The sequence below is a fragment of the Xanthomonas sp. NCPPB 3200 genome, from assembly GCF_056393585.1.
In genome coordinates this window covers 4,856,439-4,874,706 of record NZ_CM150785.1, presented here as the reverse complement: position 1 = coordinate 4,874,706, position 18,268 = coordinate 4,856,439, and the positions used below count along the sequence as shown (strand labels likewise).

11 protein-coding genes are annotated in these 18,268 nt (G+C 68.8%); 4 read left to right on the top strand and 7 right to left on the bottom strand.

Annotation, left to right across the window (positions count from 1 at the left end; translation table 11 throughout):
- Positions 1 to 6: 6 nt before the first annotated feature.
- The gene (locus AC06DU_RS21030; protein ID WP_016902129.1) at positions 7 to 756 is read right to left on the bottom strand and encodes an MlaE family lipid ABC transporter permease subunit; all 750 of its coding nucleotides are present in this window, start codon (positions 754 to 756) and stop codon (positions 7 to 9) included.
- On the bottom strand, positions 756 to 1,550 hold the full coding sequence (locus AC06DU_RS21025; RefSeq protein ID WP_102257241.1) for an ABC transporter ATP-binding protein: 795 nt from the start codon (positions 1,548 to 1,550) through the stop codon (positions 756 to 758). Before AC06DU_RS21025 ends, AC06DU_RS21030 begins: the two co-directional genes overlap by 1 nt.
- A gap of 236 nt (positions 1,551 to 1,786) precedes the next feature.
- On the opposite strand from AC06DU_RS21025, the gene AC06DU_RS21020 reads away from it, so the two are divergent.
- Positions 1,787 to 2,074: a DUF6916 family protein gene (locus tag AC06DU_RS21020; RefSeq protein WP_478203140.1), complete on the top strand. Its 288-nt coding sequence runs from the start codon at positions 1,787 to 1,789 to the stop codon at positions 2,072 to 2,074.
- On the opposite strand, the gene AC06DU_RS21015 is transcribed toward AC06DU_RS21020, so the two are convergent.
- From AC06DU_RS21015 to AC06DU_RS21000, 4 genes are all read right to left on the bottom strand, one after another.
- Complete coding sequence (locus tag AC06DU_RS21015) at positions 2,067 to 2,636, bottom strand: GNAT family N-acetyltransferase (RefSeq protein WP_051750116.1); 570 nt, start codon at positions 2,634 to 2,636, stop codon at positions 2,067 to 2,069. The genes AC06DU_RS21020 and AC06DU_RS21015 overlap by 8 nt on opposite strands.
- Positions 2,637 to 2,640: 4 nt before the next feature.
- Complete coding sequence (locus AC06DU_RS21010) at positions 2,641 to 3,180, bottom strand: phage tail protein (RefSeq protein ID WP_024940541.1); 540 nt, start codon at positions 3,178 to 3,180, stop codon at positions 2,641 to 2,643.
- Between the two features lie 59 nt (positions 3,181 to 3,239).
- On the bottom strand, positions 3,240 to 3,767 hold the full coding sequence (locus tag AC06DU_RS21005) for a phage tail protein (protein ID WP_047126543.1): 528 nt from the start codon (positions 3,765 to 3,767) through the stop codon (positions 3,240 to 3,242).
- A gap of 65 nt (positions 3,768 to 3,832) precedes the next feature.
- Positions 3,833 to 4,378 carry a phage tail protein gene (locus AC06DU_RS21000; protein WP_024940539.1) on the bottom strand — a complete coding sequence of 182 codons (546 nt, stop codon included), beginning with the start codon at positions 4,376 to 4,378 and terminating at the stop codon, positions 3,833 to 3,835.
- A gap of 549 nt (positions 4,379 to 4,927) precedes the next feature.
- Between AC06DU_RS21000 and AC06DU_RS20995 the strand changes: the two genes are divergently transcribed.
- A complete protein-coding gene (locus AC06DU_RS20995; protein WP_478204472.1) occupies positions 4,928 to 9,859 on the top strand; it encodes a putative Ig domain-containing protein in 4,932 nt (1,643 codons plus the stop codon).
- On the opposite strand, the gene AC06DU_RS20990 is transcribed toward AC06DU_RS20995, so the two are convergent.
- Positions 9,837 to 10,223 (bottom strand): hypothetical protein, encoded by a 387-nt coding sequence (locus tag AC06DU_RS20990; RefSeq protein WP_478203138.1) that lies wholly within the window; start codon positions 10,221 to 10,223, stop codon positions 9,837 to 9,839. The two genes, AC06DU_RS20995 and AC06DU_RS20990, sit on opposite strands and share 23 nt — an antisense overlap.
- Between AC06DU_RS20990 and recC the strand changes: the two genes are divergently transcribed.
- A complete protein-coding gene (recC, locus tag AC06DU_RS20985; RefSeq protein ID WP_478203137.1) occupies positions 10,222 to 13,626 on the top strand; it encodes an exodeoxyribonuclease V subunit gamma in 3,405 nt (1,134 codons plus the stop codon). The genes AC06DU_RS20990 and recC overlap by 2 nt on opposite strands.
- Positions 13,623 to 17,951: a UvrD-helicase domain-containing protein gene (locus AC06DU_RS20980; protein ID WP_478203135.1), complete on the top strand. Its 4,329-nt coding sequence runs from the start codon at positions 13,623 to 13,625 to the stop codon at positions 17,949 to 17,951. Before recC ends, AC06DU_RS20980 begins: the two co-directional genes overlap by 4 nt.
- Positions 17,952 to 18,268: the final 317 nt, after the last annotated feature.

Here is an 18,268-nt window from a genome sequence, read left to right as displayed (position 1 = left end):
TTCCACTCACCTAAACAACATTGCAGAAAGGACGAAGTTGAACATCAGCACCAGCAGCGAGGCGTTCACCACCGCGCGGGTGGTGGCGATCGAGGTGCCTTCGATGGTCGGCTCGGCGTGGAAGCCCACGTAGGCGGCGACCAATGCGGCCGTGCCGCCGAAGATCGCCGACTTGAGCATCGCCACGCCGAAGTCGTCCCAGAAGTCCACGCTGTTGCTCAACCCCGACCAGAATGTGCCGTTGTCGATGCCCAACACGTGTACGGCCTCGAAGTAGCCGCCGGTGATGGCCAGCGAGCAGAACACGCCGGTGAGCAACGGCACCGTCAGCACCGCCGCCCAGAAGCGCGGTGCCACCGCCTTGGCCACCGGATCGATGGCCATCAGCTCCAGCGCCTTGATCTGGTCGGTGGCGCGCATCAGGCCAAGCTCGGCCGCGATCGAACTGCCGGCCCGGCCGATGAACAACAGCGCGGTCAGCACCGGTGCCAGCTCGCGGTACAGCGACAGCCCCAGCAAGGTGGACAGCGCATCCGACGCACCATAGGTGGTCAGCGTGCGGTAGCCCTGCAGGGTCAGCACCAGGCCGACGAAGGCGCCGCCGACGGCGATGATCGGCAGCGAGCGCGCACCGACCTTGTAGATCTCGCGCACCAGCTCGGCGATGAAATCGCGCGTGGGTACCGAGCCGCGCAGCACGGTCAGCGAGAACAGCCCGGCACGGCCGAAGGCGCGGATCGAGTCGACCATGGCCATCAGGCAGCACTCCGGTCGCGCCGCGGCGCGGCATCGAAGGCGATCGGGCCATCCGGCTGGCCATGCAGGAACTGCTGCACCAGCGGGTCGGTGCTGTCCTGCAATTGCTCGGGCGTGCCGGCGAACACGATGCCGCCATTGGCGATGACCACCGCCTGGTCGCTGATCGGCAGGGTTTCGTGCACGTGGTGACTGACGATGATGCTGGTCAGGCCAAGGCTGTCGTTGAGGCGCTGGATCAGGCTCATGATCACGCCAGACGCGATTGGGTCCAGCCCGGTCAGCGGTTCGTCGTAGATCATCAGCGGCGGGTCCAGTGCCAGCGCCCGCGCCAACGCCACACGCCGCGCCATGCCGCCGGACAGTTCGCGCGGCCAGGCATCGGCGGCGGCCAGCAGGCCCACCGCATGCAGCTTCATCTGCACCAGGCGCTGCAGCACCGGCGCCGGCAGGCGAGTGTGGGTGCGCAGCGGCAGCGCGACGTTGTCGGCCACGCTCAGGTCGGTCAGCAGGCCATTGCCCTGCAGCAGCACGCCGACATTGCGACGCATCTCCAGCAGTGCACGGTTGCCGTGCGGGATCGCGCTGCCGAACAGGGTGACCGAGCCGGCGACCGGACGCAGCTCACCGGTCAGTGCGGCCAGCAAGGTGGACTTGCCGCTACCGGAAGGACCGAGCACGGCCGTGATGCTGCCGCGCGGCACATCGAGCGAGACGTCGCGCAGGATCGTGCGACCGCCGCGATCGATGCGGACACCGGACAACTGCACGACAGGGGATGCGGACGCCGTCATCGAAGCCTTTAACAGAATTCCAACGCGATAGAGTAACCGTCACACGGCTGAACATAACCGAACCGGCGCGTGCAGTATTGTCGCATGACGCCTGTACTGCAGCAGACGCGTCACCGCCGGTACGTATGCAACAGGCCGTCTCATGCATGACGCAACGCAATCTTCGAATGCGCAGGTGTTGTGGCAGGTATGCCCCTATGTGGATGATCGGATTCCCAGCCGACCATGAGCACAAGATGGACTTACTGACCCTGGAGCACTTTGCAGGCAGCGTCAACGACACGTTCTCTGCCGCATTGAACGAAGGCGAGGTTCCATTCGTGCTGGTGGAGGCACGGCCGTTGCTCACCAAGCACGCAGTCCATCGCGCGCCATTCTCGCTGCTGTTTCGCAACAGCTCGGCATTCCTGTTTCCGCAGCAGACCTATCGGTTACGTCACACGCGGCTGGGCGAGATCGGCATCTTCCTGGTGCCGGTGGCACGCGAGCGCGACGGGTTCCTGTATCAGGCGATCTTCAACTGAGCTGCGTGACCGCGTCTGCTTCGGCGCCGCGCCAATGCATTGCCAGATGCGTATCGCCGGAATCGCCGGCGACAAACCCCAGACGCGCATAGAGACGTTGGGCAGCTGGATTGGCATGCAGAACGTGCAGCGATACCTCGCATCCCGCTGCACATGCGCCTGTTTGCGCCTGCACAATCAACGCAGTGCCGATGCCTTTACCGCGCCATGCCGGCATCAGGCTGATATCGATCACTGCGTGTTGCGACGGTGCGCGCTGCAGATACAGCCGGCCGATGCGTTCGTGCTGCCACTGCACGACCATAAAGTCCGCATCGGGAAAATGGCGCAGATAATGCGCGCGCTGCAGGGCAAACTGCTGATCCAGAAACGCGCGCTTGGTTGCGTCCGGCCAGGGCACCTGCGCCAGCTCTTCGCTGCGCGTGCTCGCGTAGAGATCCTGCAGCCAGGGTAGATCGGCATCCTGCTCGGCCCGCAATGCGATGGCATGCGCATCCGGTACAGCGGCCTGGCCTGCGCCCAATGATGCTGTCATCACCTTGCTGGAAAGCAGGCGTGCCATGACCTCAACCGAAGTCTGGGTAGTCGCCGTACAACGCAATGCAGAAGTTCACTGCCAGATAGGGCTGCTGGTTCTCGTGCGCTACGCCATTGCCGGTTGGCAGCAGCGCGGTCGGCGAGAACTGCGTATCAGGCTGCGTCACCGTCACGAATGGACGTGCGGTACTGCTGCTCATCGTCGACAGTGCCGCACCATTGGCGGGTGTGCCGGTCTTTTTGGTCGAGTCTGCTTGTGAAAATGCGTTGATGCCGTGTTGGTGCGGCGGAATTTGATTGCTCAGCAGGCTCACCCCGGCTGTGCCGAACGTGTCACCACGCTGCCGGTTGCTCAGTCCGCCGCCCTGGCCTTGCTGGCAGCCGGCGCGTGCGCAGAAGTTGGGCAACTGGAACGTACTGGAGCCGTTGCCGCCGTAGGCGACACCCAGCAGCGAGTACAGCGCAGTGTTCTGAACGATCGGCAATGTGGCGCCATTGCACAGCGCCCAGCCGACGGGATTGAAATCGAAGCCAAACAGCTGGATTTCGCCGGTATAAGGTTCGGTCATGAACGCATTCCTCCGATGTAACGGGTGGGCGTCGCGATGAGCGCGGTGCGCCGAATCGATCAGCTCTGCTGTGGAAAAATGCCGGCGGTGGAGATGCAGTACTGCACCGTCAAGGTCGGCATAGTGTTGTCGTGCGCCTGTCCGCCGCCGGCGATCGTCGTCGATTGCGTCGCCATCGGCGCTGCCGTGGCACCGGTCGTATCGGTCGCGTAGAACACGTCGCCGGTCACTGTGCCGGGCAGCAATCCCGCAGGCGCGGTCGCGGTGGCGGCAGTAGGTGTAGCGACCAGCGTGTGCGTGTGCGCCGGCATCTGCAGGCTGTTGAGCGTCACCGTTTCGGTGCCAGAGGTGTGGGCAATGACGTAGTTGCTCAGACCAGGGCCCTGGCCCTGGTGCAGCGGCACGCGTCCGCGCAGGTCCGGTACCGCAAAGGTGTTCTGCCCGTCACCGCCATAGAGCGTGCCTATCAGCACGAACAGGGTCTCGTACTCGGAGATCGACAGCAGGCTGCCGTCGCAGGCCTGCCAGCCCTGCGGGGTGCGGCCGAAGCCGAACATGCGGATCTCGCCGATGAATGGAGTGGCCATGGTGTCCTTCCTGGTCTGTGATGCCGCGCCGTCATCGGCACGCAGCGTGTAGAAGTGCCGGCGAACTAGCTACGCGAGGGAAAGATGCCGGACAGCGCAATGCAGAAATTGATCGTGGTGTAAGGCTGCATGTTTGGATGCGGTTGGCTGCCGCCGGCAGGGCCTACCGACTTCGGGTCCAAGGACACCAGCGTCCCCGGTGCCGCATAGAGCGCAGTGGCCGGACCGGTGGTGCTGGCATTGTTGCCGAAGTTGCGGCCAGAAGGACTGCGGTTATTGCCCGTAGTGCTGGTGGATTCCAGCAGGTGGGTATGTGCGGGCAAATTGCTTGGCAGCAGCGTCACGTTCTCGCTGCCAGCCATCTGGCCCAGTGGCGGTACCGGCGGTTGCCAGCTCGGATCCGTTGACGGTGCGAAGCCGATGGGCGTGCGCCCGCGCATGTCCGGCAAGCCAAAGGTAGTGCGGCCGTCGCCACCGAAACGCGTACCAAGCAAGCTGAAGAGTGCCTGGTTTTGATTGACCGGCAGCAGTTGGCCATTGCACTGCGCGAAATACTTGGGCGCAAACGCAAAGCCGGTCATCATGATCTGACCCAAGAAGAACTCACTCATGCGGACTTCCTTCCCGTAAGTGCAACGCCGACTGCGTGTCGGAGTAATTTGCACAGATACATGTCATGTTTGAATAGAGCAAGCCTCAACTATTCAGAATTGGAATGAAGTATTAAGTTTTTGTTCTTTATTCGTTAGTCAGTTCCTGTTCAAATACGCTCGCAATGTCGAAGGGAGCAATCCCACTAGGGCGACGTTGTCTTCAGGCACGAGGATCGTTGCCGGCGCCGGGGATGGCGCGCTCCAGGGGTGTGGACAGTGAATAAGCAACGTAGGTTTCCAGCGGACGCCACCGGCGGCCGCGCACGTCTGGCCGTGATGTTTGTCCTGTTCGCGATGATGCTCTTGGCGCCAGGCTGGGCGATGGCGCAAGCCTCGACCTACTGCCCGACGCTGAATGCCACCGTGGTGCAGGGCGGTTCGGTACAGATCGACGTGACGACCTGCGATGGCACGGGAGCAGACGATATCGGCATCGGCTGGAACGGCGTGCAACCCCCGCACGGCACGCTCGTGGTGCCCAATCCGAGTGGTGCGCAGGGCACGCAGATCGTCACCTACACCCACAACGGTGACAGCGCCACCAGCGATACGTTCCCGCTGGAAGATGGCCGGGGCGACACCATCACCGTCAACATCACCATCACTCCTAACCAGCCGACGCTGTCGATCAACAACGTGTCGGTGAACGAGGGCAATGCCGGCACCACAAATGCCACCTTCACCGTCTCGCTCAGCCAGCCGGCGGGCACCGGCGGCGTCAGCTTCGATATCGCCACCGCCGACGGCACCGCCACTGCCGGCGTGGACTACGTTGCCTCCAGCCTGACCGGGCAGACCATTCCCGCCGGCAGCAGCAGCGCCACCTTCACCGTGCTGGTCAACGGCGACACGCTCAGCGAGCCGAACGAGACCTTCTTCGTCAACGTCAGCAACGTCACCGGGGCGAGCGTGGGCGATGGCCAGGGCCAGGGCACCATCGTCAACGACGATGCGCTGCCCGCACTGTCGATCGACGACGTCAGCGTCAATGAAGGCAACAGCGGCACCACCACGGCCACCTTCACGGTGAGCCTGAGTGCGGCCAGCGGCCAGACCGTGTCGGTCAATTACATCACCGCCGATGGCACCGCCACCGCCGGCAGCGACTACGCCGCCCGCTCCGGCACGCTGACCTTCGCGCCGGGCGTTACCGCGCAGGGCGTGGCGATCACCGTCAATGGCGACACCGCGGTCGAACCCAACGAGACCTTCAGCGTCGGCCTGTCCGGCGCCAGCAACGCGAGCATCGCCCGCGCCACCGGTACCGGCACCATCGTCAACGACGACGTGGTGGTGGTGGTCGGGCCGGCATCGCTGCCGGCGGCGACCGCGGGCAGCGCCTATAGCCAGACCCTGAGCGCCAGCGGCGGCACCGCGCCGCACACTTTCGCCATCACGGCCGGTGCGTTGCCGGCCGGGTTGAGCCTGAGCGCTGGCGGCGTGCTGTCCGGCACGCCCACCGCCAGCGGCGGCTTCAACTTCACCGCGACCGCGACCGACAGCGGCGGCAGCCCCACCAGCGGCGCCCGTGCTTACACGCTGACCGTGGCCGTGGCCACGACCACCTTCCCGGCGACCAGTCTGCCGGCCGGCACCGCCGGCCAGGCCTATTCGAGTGCGCTCAATCCGGCGACCGGCGGCGTTGCGCCGTACACCTACGCCGTCACCGCCGGTGCCTTGCCGGCGGGCATCACGCTCAACGGCAGCAGCGGCGCCCTGACCGGCACCCCCGGCAGCGTGGGCAGCTTCAGCTTCAGCGTAACCGCCACCGACAGCACCACAGGCACGCCGTCGCAGGCCACACGTGGCTACACCTTGACCATCGCCGCGCCGCCGATCGTGGTCGCGCCGTCCACGCTGCCGGCTGCCACCCGCGGCACCGCCTACAGCCAGACCCTGAGCGCCAGCGGCGGTACCGCGCCGTATACCTACGCGCTCGCCAGTGGCACGTTGCCGGCAGGCATCACCCTGGCCAGCAACGGCACGCTGTCGGGTACCGCCACGGTGGAAGGCAGCTTCAACTTCACCGTGACCGCGACCGATGCGGGCAGCTTCACCGGCAACCAGGCCTACACCCTGACCGTGGCTGGCCCGAATCTGGTCTTGCCGGCCAGCACCTTGCCGGCAGGCACGGCCGGGCAGGCGTACTCCGCGGCGATCACCCCGGCCACCGGCGGCACGGCGCCTTACACCTATGCATTGACCGGCGGTGTTCTGCCGGCGGGTGTGGTGGTGGACGCGGCCACCGGCACGCTCAGCGGCACGCCGACCGTGGCAGGCACGTTCAACTTCACCCTGACCGTGTCCGACAGCACGCCCAGCCCGGCGGCGCAGGCCAGCCGCAGCTACACGCTGACCATCGCGGCACCTGTGGTCGTGATCGCGCCCACCACGCTGCCGGCCGCCACCCGCGGTACCGCCTACAGCCAGACCCTGAGCGCCAGCGGCGGCACCGCGCCATACACCTATGCAGTCAGCGCGGGCAGCCTGCCTGCCGGCATCACGCTGGCCAGCAACGGCACGTTGTCGGGTACCGCCACGGTGGAAGGCAGCTTCAACGTCACCGTGACCGCGACCGACGCGAACACCTTCACCGCCACGCAGGCCTATGCATTGACCGTGGCCGGCCCGAACCTGGCGTTGCCGGCGAGCACCTTGCCTGCAGGCACGGCCGGGCAGGCGTATGCGGCGACGATCGCCTCGGCCACCGGCGGTACGGCGCCTTACAGCTATGCATTGACCGGCGGTGTCCTGCCGGCAGGTGTGGTGGTGGACGCGGCCACCGGCACGCTCAGCGGCACGCCGACCTTGTCCGGCACGTTCAACTTCACCCTGACCGTGTCCGACAGCACGCCCAGCCCGGCGGCGCAGGCCAGCCGCAGCTACACGCTGACCATCGCGGCACCTGTGGTCGTGATCGCGCCCACCACGCTGCCGGCCGCCACCCGCGGTACCGCCTACAGCCAGACCCTGAGCGCCAGCGGCGGCACCGCGCCATACACCTATGCAGTCAGCGCGGGCAGCCTGCCTGCCGGCATCACGCTGGCCAGCAACGGCACGTTGTCGGGCACCGCCACGGTGGAAGGCAGCTTCAACGTCACCGTGACCGCGACCGACGCGAACACCTTCACCGCCACTCAGGCCTATGCATTGACCGTGGCCGGCCCGAACCTGGCGTTGCCGGCCAGCACCTTGCCGGCAGGCACGGCCGGGCAGGCGTACTCCGCGGCGATCACGCCGGCCACCGGCGGCACGGCGCCTTACCGCTATGCACTGACTGCGGGCGCATTGCCCAATGGCGTGATTGTCGATGCAGCGACCGGCGCGCTCAGTGGTACGCCGACCTTGTCCGGCACCTTCAACTTCACCCTGACCGCCACCGACAGCACCCCGAGCCCGGCTGTGCAGGCCAGCCAGAACTACTCGGTCACCATCGCGGCGGCAACGCTGGTGCTGGCGCAACCGACCCTGCCACCGGCGGTGCGCGGCAGCGCGTACAACCAGGTGCTCACGGCCAGCGGCGGCGTTGCGCCCTATCGCTACAGCATCGCCAGCGGCACGTTGCCGACCGGCCTGACGCTGGCCAACGACGGCACGCTGTCGGGCACGCCGACGACGCAGGGCACCTCGTCCTTCACCATCGCGGTGGCCGATGCCGGCAATGCCAGCGCCACCCAGGCCTACAGCTTCACGGTGAGCGATGCGGCGCCGGTGGCGGTAGCGGATGTGGCGGCCACCATGTCCGATGCTGCGGTGACGGTGGCGGTGACCGCCAACGACACCGGCAACATCACCACGATCGCCATTGCCGCTGCGCCGACCAACGGCACCGCCGTGGTCAACGGGCTGGAGCTGGTCTACACGCCGGCTGCCGGTTTCGTCGGCACCGATGTGGTGAGCTACACGGTCACCGGCAGCGGCGGCACCTCGGCGGCGGCCACCGTGACCATTGCGGTCAATGCGCGGCCGGTTGCGGTGTCGGTGACTGCGGCGGCAGTGCCGGGCGAGGCGCAGCAGGTCGACCTGACCCGCAATGCCACCGGCGGGCCGTTCGTGGCGGCGGCCGTGGTCGCGGTGCTGCCTGCGTCGGCCGGTACCGCCACCATCACCCAGGTTGGTGGTCTCGCCACCGCGGCGGCGGCGCGCGCATCGGGCCCGTCGCCGGCGGCGGCTGCAATGGCCGAGACGCCCACCTTCATGCTGACCTTCACCCCGAACCCGGCCTTCGTCGGCCAGGCCACGGTGCAGTTCACCTTGTCCAACGCGTTCGCCACCTCGGTGCCGGCCAACGTGGTGTTCACCATCGCGCCGCGCCGCGACCCCAGCGTGGATGCGGAAGTGCGTGGCCTGATCGATGCGCAGTCCGAGTCCACGCGGCGTTTTGCGCGGGCGCAGATCGACAACTTCCAGCGCCGTCTGGAAGCCACCCATCGCGGCGGCAGCACCTTCAGCAACGCGGTGAGCTTCCAGCCGACCTCGCATTGCCGCCAGGCCGACCGCGGCATCAGTGCGCAGCCGTGCAGCCCGGACACGCAGGAGGCCGACAACGACTTCCGCGATGCGCCGGCAGTGGCCAGCAGCGGCACCAGCACTGCGCAGGGCCAGGGCGATCTGGGGCTGTGGGTGGGCGGTGCGATCCGCTCTGGCAGCCTGGACAAGCAGTCCAACAGCAACGGCGTCGATTTCCAGACCGACGGCCTGAGCGTGGGTGCCGATTACCGGGTGGCGCAGTCGCTGGCGATCGGTGCGGGCCTGGGTTGGGGCCGCGACGACAGCGATGTGGGCAGGAACGGCAGCCACTCCAAGGCCACCGCCTACACCATGGCGTTGTATGCCAGCTTCCATCCGGGCAAGGCGTTCTTCTTCGACACCCTGGTCGGCTACCAGCTGCTGTCCTACGACCTGCGCCGCTATGTCACCGACGACGCCTCGATGGCCGAAGGCAACCGCGACGGCAAGCAGTGGATCGCCTCGCTGTCCACCGGTGCGGACCTGCAACGCGGCGAGCTGCAGATCACCCCGTATGCGCGTGTGGATGTGGCGCGCGCCACGCTGGATGGCTATGTCGAAGATGGCGTGGCGCCGTTCGCGCTGCGCTATGACGACATGGACGTGGCCACCACCACCGGCAACCTGGGCCTGCGCCTGGAATGGCGCCGCGAAGTGGCCTGGGGCCGGCTGACCCCGCAGTTGCGCGTGGAATATCAGCGCGACTTCCAGGGCCGCGGCGATGCCACGCTGAGCTACGCCGATCTGAACGGTGGGCCGTTCTACCGCGCGGGCCAGAGCGCGTTCGATCGCAACCGCCTGATGGTGGGCATCGGCGCGGCGTTGCTGACCGAGCAGGGCCTGTCGACGCGGCTGGAATACCGCGGCATCACCGATGGCGACAGCAACAACGATCAGACCTGGATGATCAACCTGGAAAAGAAATACTGATCGCCTCCAGCGTCATGCTCCAAGCCAACGCGATGGGCCGGGCGAAGACCCCGGCCCATCGCTTTTTGTGATGCCGCCGCAGGGGTATTGCATGGCGGTGCCGGCGCCTGGAGGCGCGTTGGTCGACGACGGCTTGCAGCGATACCGCCGAGCGCCGCGGCCGCACGGCATCGCAGGCAATCCGCAATCCGCTCGTGCCTGCTGCATTCGGGTGCAGTAGCTCCAGCGTGTCGGCCGTCATCGCCAAGGTCGGCCCCGCGTCTACCCATTGCCAGGACGGCCCGAACAGCGGCGCCACTCGCTGCGCACCGGCCCTGGGCCAACAGCGCAGTACGGCCGCATCCGGCACAATGCGCGTACGCATGCACGCCACTTCCGCGCCCGATTTCCGCCTCTATCCCTCAAATGCGCTGGATACGCTGGCTGCCTTGCTCGCACAGGAGCTGCGCCGGCCGGTGCCGGAGCAGCCGTTGCTGCAGCCGGAGGTGGTGCTGATCCCGCAGGTGGCGATGCGGCGCTGGCTGCAGTCCACGCTGGCGGCCGAGCACGGCGTGGCGGCGAATCTGGAATTCCTCACCCCCGGCGAATTCGTCGCGCGCGCGCTGGAATGCAATCTCGGCCCGGCCGACGACGACCTGGACATGGCGACCACGCAGTGGCGCCTCTATACCGCCTTGCAGGCCGATCTGGGCAGCGACGCGGCGTTGGCGCCGCTGGCCGGTTATCTGTCCGATGGCGATGCGCTCAAGCCCTGGGCGCTGGCCGGCGAGCTGGGCAATGTGTTCGAGAAGTACCAAGCCTGGCGACGCGACTGGTTGCTGCGCTGGGAAGGCGGCGCCGACCCCGATGATCCGCAGGCGCGGCTGTGGCGCAGCATTGCCACCGGCCGGCAATACCGCGCGCGCCGCATCGGCCAGTATCTGGATCGCTACGCGCGCCCGGACGGCCCGCTGCCGCAGGGCTTGCCCGGGCGCCTGTTCGCCTTCGCCATCTTGAATATCTCGCCCGACGTGCTGCGCGTGCTGGCCACGCAGGCGCGCGTGGGCACGCTGCATTTCTACCTGCCCACGCCCACGCAAGGTTACTGGGGCGACCTGCAAACCCCGTGGCAGCGCCGTCGCGAAGACGGTGCGGTGCAGCTGTTTGCCGAGCAGGTGCAGGAAAACCCGCTGCTGCAGACCTGGGGCGCGGCCGGGCGCGACTTCATGGCATTGGTCGGCGACTACGAGGTGGTGCACCCGCTGGCCGAGATCGCCGCCTACGCCGACCCATTGGAGTCCGGCCGCCGCGCACTGGCCGACGGCGGCCTGGGCGACAGCCTGCTGCGGCGCATGCAGAGCGACCTGTTCCATCGCCGCGCGCCCAGCGTGCCTGCCGCGTTGCCGGCGGTGAATCTGCACGACCCCAGCCTGCAGGTGCACGCCTGCCACACCCGTCTGCGCGAGCTGCAGGTGCTGCACGACCAGCTGCGCGCCTTGCTCGACGATGCGCGCTTCGACCCGCCGCTGCAGCCGCGCGAGATCGCGGTGCTGTCGCCAAATATCGACCCGTACGTGCCGTATCTGGATGCGGTGTTCGGCAGCCATGGCAACGACGATGCCTTGCCGTACGCGCTGGCCGACGCCAGCCCGTTGGCCAGCGAGCCGCTGGCCGAAGTGTTCCTGAGCTTGCTCGGCCTGCCGATCGCACGCTTCGGCCTGCACGAGATCCTCGACCTGCTCGCCAGTGCGCCGATCGCCGAGGCCGCCGGCCTGGACGAAGCCGGGCTGGAACGTCTGCGCGGCTGGCTGCATGCGGCCGGCGCGCGCTGGGGGCTGGATGCGGCGCACCGGCGCCAGCATCAGGCACCGAGCGACGACGCCTACACCTGGCGCTTCGCGCTGGACCGGCTGCTGCTCGGCCATGCCAGCGGCGCCGACGACGATATCGAGGGCGTGGCGCCATGGCCGCAGCTGGAAGGCAGCGCGCTGGCCGCACTGGATATCTTGTTGAAGCTGCTGCGCGTGCTCGAACGCCACCAGTCCGTGTTGGCCGAGGCGATGACGCCGGTCGAGTGGCGCGAGCGGCTGCTCGGCCTGCTGGAGGCGCTGATGCCAAAAGCGCCCTCGGCACCGCGTGCGCAGCGCGCGCTGGATCGGCTGCGCAGCTTGATCGACCAATTCGCCCGTGATGCAGTGCGCGCCGAGTACGCAGGCAGCGTGCCGGCCGAAGTGGTGCGCGCGCATTTTGCTGCAGTGCTGGGCGAGTCGGACACGCGTGCGCCGCTGCTCACCGGCGGCATCAGTTTCGGCCGCATGGTGCCGATGCGCTTGCTGCCATTCCGCGCGATCTGCCTGCTCGGCATGAACGATGGCGACTTCCCGCGCCGCGACCCGGCCGCCGGGCTCAATCGCCTCACCGCAGAATTGGGCACCGAGCGTCGCCGGCACGGCGACCGTTCGACCCGCGAGGACGACAGGTTCCTGTTCCTGCAGTTGTTCGCCTCCGCGCAGGAAGTGTTCTACCTGAGCTATCTCGGTGCCGATGCGCGCGACGGCAGCGCGCGCGAACCGTCGGTGCTGGTCAGCGAGCTGCTGGGCAGCGCCGCGCAGTACCACGCCGACCCGGCGGCAATCGACACGCTGGTGGTGCACCACCCGTTGCAGCCGTTTGCCGCCGCCGCCTTCGGTGCGCCGGGCGATCACGGCGCCGACCCGCGCCGTTTCAGCTATCGCCGGCAGTGGCGCCCCGCGGTGGACAGCCTTACCGGCCAGCGCCAGCCGCTGGCGCCCTGGGTGGCCGGTGCGTTGCCGGCCGATGACATCGCAGTGCCGACGAATGTGTCGATCGACGAACTGCGCCGCCTGTTCGCCGACCCGGCCGGGCAGTTCCTGCGCCACCGCCTGGGGATGCGTTTGCCGGATCCGGCCGGCGAAGACAGCGATCTGGAGCCGCTGCTCGCGCCCACACGCGGGCTGGAGCAATACGGCCTGCAGCAGCATGTGTTCGACGCCGCGCTGGCCGGCGACACCGAGCGGCTCTACGAGCGTCTGCGCGCGCGCGCGTTGCTGCCGTCCGGGCCGCTGGGCCGCCGCCAGCTCGATGAGCGCGTGGCGCAACTGCGCCCGTATGCCGAGGCATTCCGGCACTGGCGTGGCGAAGCGCCGGCGCAATCGCGCCGGTTGCAGGTGCAGATCGGCCAGACCGAGGTGCACGGCCGTGTGCCCGGCTGGTATGCGAGCGGGGTGGGGCGGGTCCAGGTGGGCGCGCTCAGCGGCCGCAGCGCGATCCGCCACGGCCTGGAATGGCTGCTGCTGCGCGCCGCCGGCGAGCACGCGCCCTACGTGCGCTTCTTCGAAGACGAAGACGGTTTGGGCCCGCATCCCATCGATGCCGAACCGCTGTCGCAGACCCAGGCGCAGGGCGCGTTGGCTGCGCTGCTGCAGGTGTACCGGCAGGGCTTGCAGATGCCGCTGGCGTTCGCGCCCTATAGCAGCTGGAAATACCACCAGGCCGCGCGTAGCGACGACCTGGACAAGGCCATTAAGGAGGCCGCCGGGCAGTGGCAGTCCAGCTTCGGCTGGAGCGAATCGCACAGCCCGGAACTGCGACTGGTCAACCGCGGCCGCGACCCGTTCGCCGACGCGCAGCGCTTTGCCGATTTCGCCATCACCAGCCATCGCGTGTACGACCTGCTCGAGCGCGGCAACGCCGATGCCACGCTGGATCCGGAGCGTCTGATCGAGAGCTGGCGCCACTGGCATGGCGCGCAGGAAGAGGCCGAATGAGCGCCAGCCCGGTTACCGACCCGTATCTGCACCTGCCGCTGCATGGCGTACGCCTGATCGAGGCCAGCGCCGGCACCGGCAAGACCTTCACCCTGGCCACGCTGTTCACCCGGCTGGTGGTCGAGCGTGGCCTGCGCATCGGCCAGATCCTCGCCGTTACCTTCACCGAGGCCGCCACCCAGGAACTGCGCCGCCGCATCCGCGAGCGCCTGGTGCTGGCCGCAACCCTGGTCCCCGACGCCCCCGTAGGAGCGGCCCGGGCCGCGACCGACCTCGCCGACGACCCGTCGCGGCCAGGTCCGCTCCTACACGAAGCGCCCGACGCCTTTGTCGCCACGCACCTGGCCACTGACACCGAAACACCCACCGCCCCCGTAGGAGCGGCCCGGACCGCGACCGAGCTCGCCGACGACCCGTCGCGGCCAGGTCCGCTCCTACACGAAGCGCCCGACGCCTTTGTCGCCACGCACCTGGCCACTGACACCGAAACACCCAGCGCCCTCGTAGGAGCGGCCCCGGCCGCGACCGACCTCGCCGACCACCCGTCGCGGCCAGGTCCGCTCCTACACGAAGCGCCCGACGCCTTTGTCGCCACGCACCTGGCCCCTGGCACCGAAACACCCAGCGCCCCCGTAGGAGCGGCCCCGGCCGCGACTGACTTCGCCAACGACCCGTCGCGGCCAGGTCCGCTCCTACAGGACGCGCCCGATGTGCTGCTTACGCGCGCCATCCTCGCCACGCACCTGGCCACCGGCACCGAAACACCCGCGGCCCTGCGCCGCCGCCTGCAACAGGCGGTGGAAGAAATCGACCTGGCCGCCGTGTTCACCATCCACGGCTTCTGCGCGCGCGTGCTGCGCGAGCATGCGCTGGAAAGCGGCCAGGCCTTCGCCGCACCGGAACTGCTCGCCAACGACCGCGAACTGCTGGGCGAAGTCGCCGCCGATCTCTGGCGCCAGCGCGCCGCCGATGCGGCAATGGCCGAAGACCTGATCGCGCTGTGGTCGGGCGGCCCCGATGCATTGGCCAGCGATCTGCGCGCCTTGGTGCGCCACCCAACGCTGCTGCCGGCAGCCGCCACGACAAACGACGATTCGGCTGCGCTGCTGCAAGCGGTGCAGGACGCCAGTACTGCACTGGCCGCGGCATTCCAGGCGCACGGCAGCGCGTTTTTCGACACCATCATGGCCGCCATCGACGGCGGCATCCTGAGCAAGGTCAGCTACAAGCCCGAGTGGCTAACAGCGTTGTGGCATTGGTTCGACAGCTTCGCCGCCGCGCCATCGATGCACGCAACGCCGCACGCCAAGCTGATCAAACTCACCGCCGCGGAACTGGCCGCCGGCACCAACAAGAAGTTCGTCGATCGCACCCCGGCCTCGCCGCTGAGCCACGAGATCGACGGCTATCTCACCGCGCTGGCCGGTGTCGAAGCATGGCGCAGCCGTCGCCGCATCCGCCTGCTGCACGCCCTGCGCGAGGATGCCATTGCGCGGCTGACATTGCTCAAGCGCCAGCGCCGCGTGCAGACCTACGACGACCTGGTCGATGGCGTTGCGCACGCGCTCGAAGGCGCGCAGGCCCAGGCGCTGGTCACGCGGCTGCGCGCGCAATACGCCATCGCGCTGGTGGACGAATTCCAGGACACCGACGACCGCCAGTGGGCGATCTTCTCCAACGTGTTCGGCGAAGGCCCGCTCGCACGCGCGGCCGGCCTGGAGCCGGCGCTGTTTCTGATCGGCGACCCCAAGCAGGCCATCTACGGCTTCCGCGGCGGCGACGTGCGCACCTATCTGGCCGCCGCGGTCACTGCCGAACTCGCCCCGCCGCTGAGCCACAACTTCCGCTCGCGCCCCGGCGTGCTGGCGGCCATCGACGCGCTGTACGCACAGGCCGGCTACACCGACGCCTTCCTCACCGATGGCATCGCCTTCCACCCGGTGCGGCCCGGCACCAAGCGGGTGGATGCCGACCTGCAACGCGATGGCGGCCCCGCCCCGGCGCTGACGCTGTGGCGCGCCCCGGACCCGCCGCCGCCACCTGCCGCGGCAGCGGCAAAAACCAAGCAAGCAGGAAAGCCCAAACCCTGGAGCGCCAACCGCGCCCGCGAGCTGGCCACCGCCGCCTGCGTGGCGGCGATCCGTGGCTGGCTGGCCGGCGGCCGCGACGGCACTGCCAGCGTCAATGGCCGCCCGGTGCAGGCCGGCGATATCGCCGTGCTGGTGCGCAGCCACGGCGAGGCCACGCGCATGCAGCAGGCGCTGGGCGCCGTGGGCATCCCCGCCGTGGCGGCCGGCAAGCAGAGCCTGTTCGCCACCGACGAGGCGCTGGAGCTACTGGCCCTGTTGCAGGCCTTGCTCGACCCGGGCGACGACAGCCGCCTGCGCGCCGCGCTGGCCACCGTACTGATCGGCGCGGACGCCGCCGCCATTGCCGCGCTCGCGCACGACGGCGAGCGTCACCGCCGCTGGCAGCAGCAGGCGCTGGACTGGCGCGAGCGCTGGCAGCGCGGCGGCCCGCTTGCCCTGATCGGCGACCTGGGCGCCGCGCACGGGCAACGCCTGCTCGCCCTGGTCGATGGCGAGCGCCGCCTCACCAACTACCTGCAGCTGGCTGAGCTGTTGCAGGAAGCCGACGCCCGCGCACTCGGCCCGCACGGCCTGGTCGACTGGCTGTCGCGCCGCATCGCCAATGCCGACGACAACGACGAAGCCCAGCAGCTGCGGCTGGAATCGGACGCGCGCCGCGTGCAGATCGTCACCCTGCACAAGAGCAAGGGCCTGGAATATCCGCTGGTGTTCCTGCCGTACATCGGCATCGGCCGCAGCGACAAGGGTGCTGGTCGCCATTGCGTGGTGCATGCGCCGGAGCTCGGCCGCCAGCTGCACTGGAAGACAGACAAGGACGACCCAACCTGGAGCGCCGCCGAAGCGGCCTGGAAGCAGGAACAACGCGCCGAAGACGCACGCCTGCTCTACGTCGGCCTGACCCGTGCCGAGCACGCGCTGTGGATCGCCAGCGGCCCGTTCCACCAGCACGAGCGCACCGCACTGTCCGGCATGCTGCGCGCGCTGGACGCACTGCAGGGCGCGGCCGGCGAGGGTGCAGTGGTGGTGGACACGTCCACGCCGCCCACCAACCTGCCGCGCCTGCCGCCGCCGGTCGAGGCGCAGGTGCCGCCCGCGCGCGCCCCGCAGCGGCATATCGCCCCGGACTGGTGGGTCTACAGCTTCACCCAGCTGGCCAATGCCGATGCCGGCGCCGCCGCCGACCCGATGGCCAGCGCCACCGTGGTCGGCAGTGGCGGCAGCGACGAGCCGTCCGGCAGCGAGGCCGTTGCGGTGGCCGCCGAGGTCGACGCCTTCGACCCGCGCTTTGCCGGCAACCGCTTCGGCGTGGTGATGCACGACGTATTCGAGCGCTGCGACTTCGCCGCCTGGCAGGCCTGGCGCCCCGGCCTGCCCGCACCCGAGGGCCAGGCTGCCGCCATCCTCGAGGCGCTGCAGCGCGGCGGCTACGTCGAGAAGGAATGGGACGACGGCCTGGCCATGCTCACCGCGCTGATCGGCCACACCCTCACCGTGGCCCTGCCCGAAGGCACCACCCTGGCCGCCGTGCCCGCGCCGCAGCGCCGCAACGAGATGGAATTCCATTTCGCCATGCGGCCCACCCGCGTCGATGCGCTGCTCGCGTTGCTGCACCGGTTTGGCGTGGTCGGCGACCGCCAGGCCTTCGGCGCGCGCCAGCGTCTGGAAGGCCTGATGACCGGCCTGATCGACCTCACCTACACCGTGGATGGGCGCTGGTACGTGCTCGACTACAAGTCCAACCGCCTGCCCAGCTACGGCGCCGACGCCCTGGCCCGCGCCATGGCGCACAGCGAGTACGAATTGCAGGCGCTGATCTACACCGTCGCCTTGCACCGCTGGCTGCGTTTCCGCCTGGGCGATGGCTACGACTACGCGCGCGACTTCGGCGGCGTGCGCTACCTGTTCTGCCGCGGCCTGGACGCCACCCGCAACCCCGCATCCGACTCCAGCTCCATCCCCGGTTCCGGTTCTGACTCCGGTTTCGACTCCGGCTCCGGCTTCGTCAATGGCGCCAGCGCCGCCTCCGATTCCGACCCCGTCAATGGCGCCAGCTCCATCTCCGATTCGGGTTTCGACTCCGACGCCGACTCCGACGCCGTCAACCGCGCCACGCCCGCACCCGGCATCCACGCCTGGCGCTTCGACCCGGCGCTGGTCCAAGCCCTGGACGCCCTGTTCGCCGGCAGCATCCCGGAGCCGACATCCAGCAACCCAGGCACGCCCGATGCCCGCTAGCGCACAGACCCTTACCGCTGACGCACCAAAGCCCCGCTCTCCCCGGGGCAATAAGGCACTGGCTGCGCGCCACCGGCGCGCGTGCCTTGGAGCGCCCGCGCCGCTGGCGCGGGCTGGGGCGCGGAGCGGGGGGTGGGGTGAGGTACCGTCCGCCGCCGAAGCATCCAAGCCATGACCCAACAGACCGCACGCCCGATCAGCGCTGTGCGCACGCCCCGCTCCCCTCGGGGCGGGCAGACACCGCTTGCGCGCACTGGCGCGCGTGCCTGGCAGTGTCTGCGCCACGCCGCGCGGGCCGGGGTGCGCAGCGGAGGTTG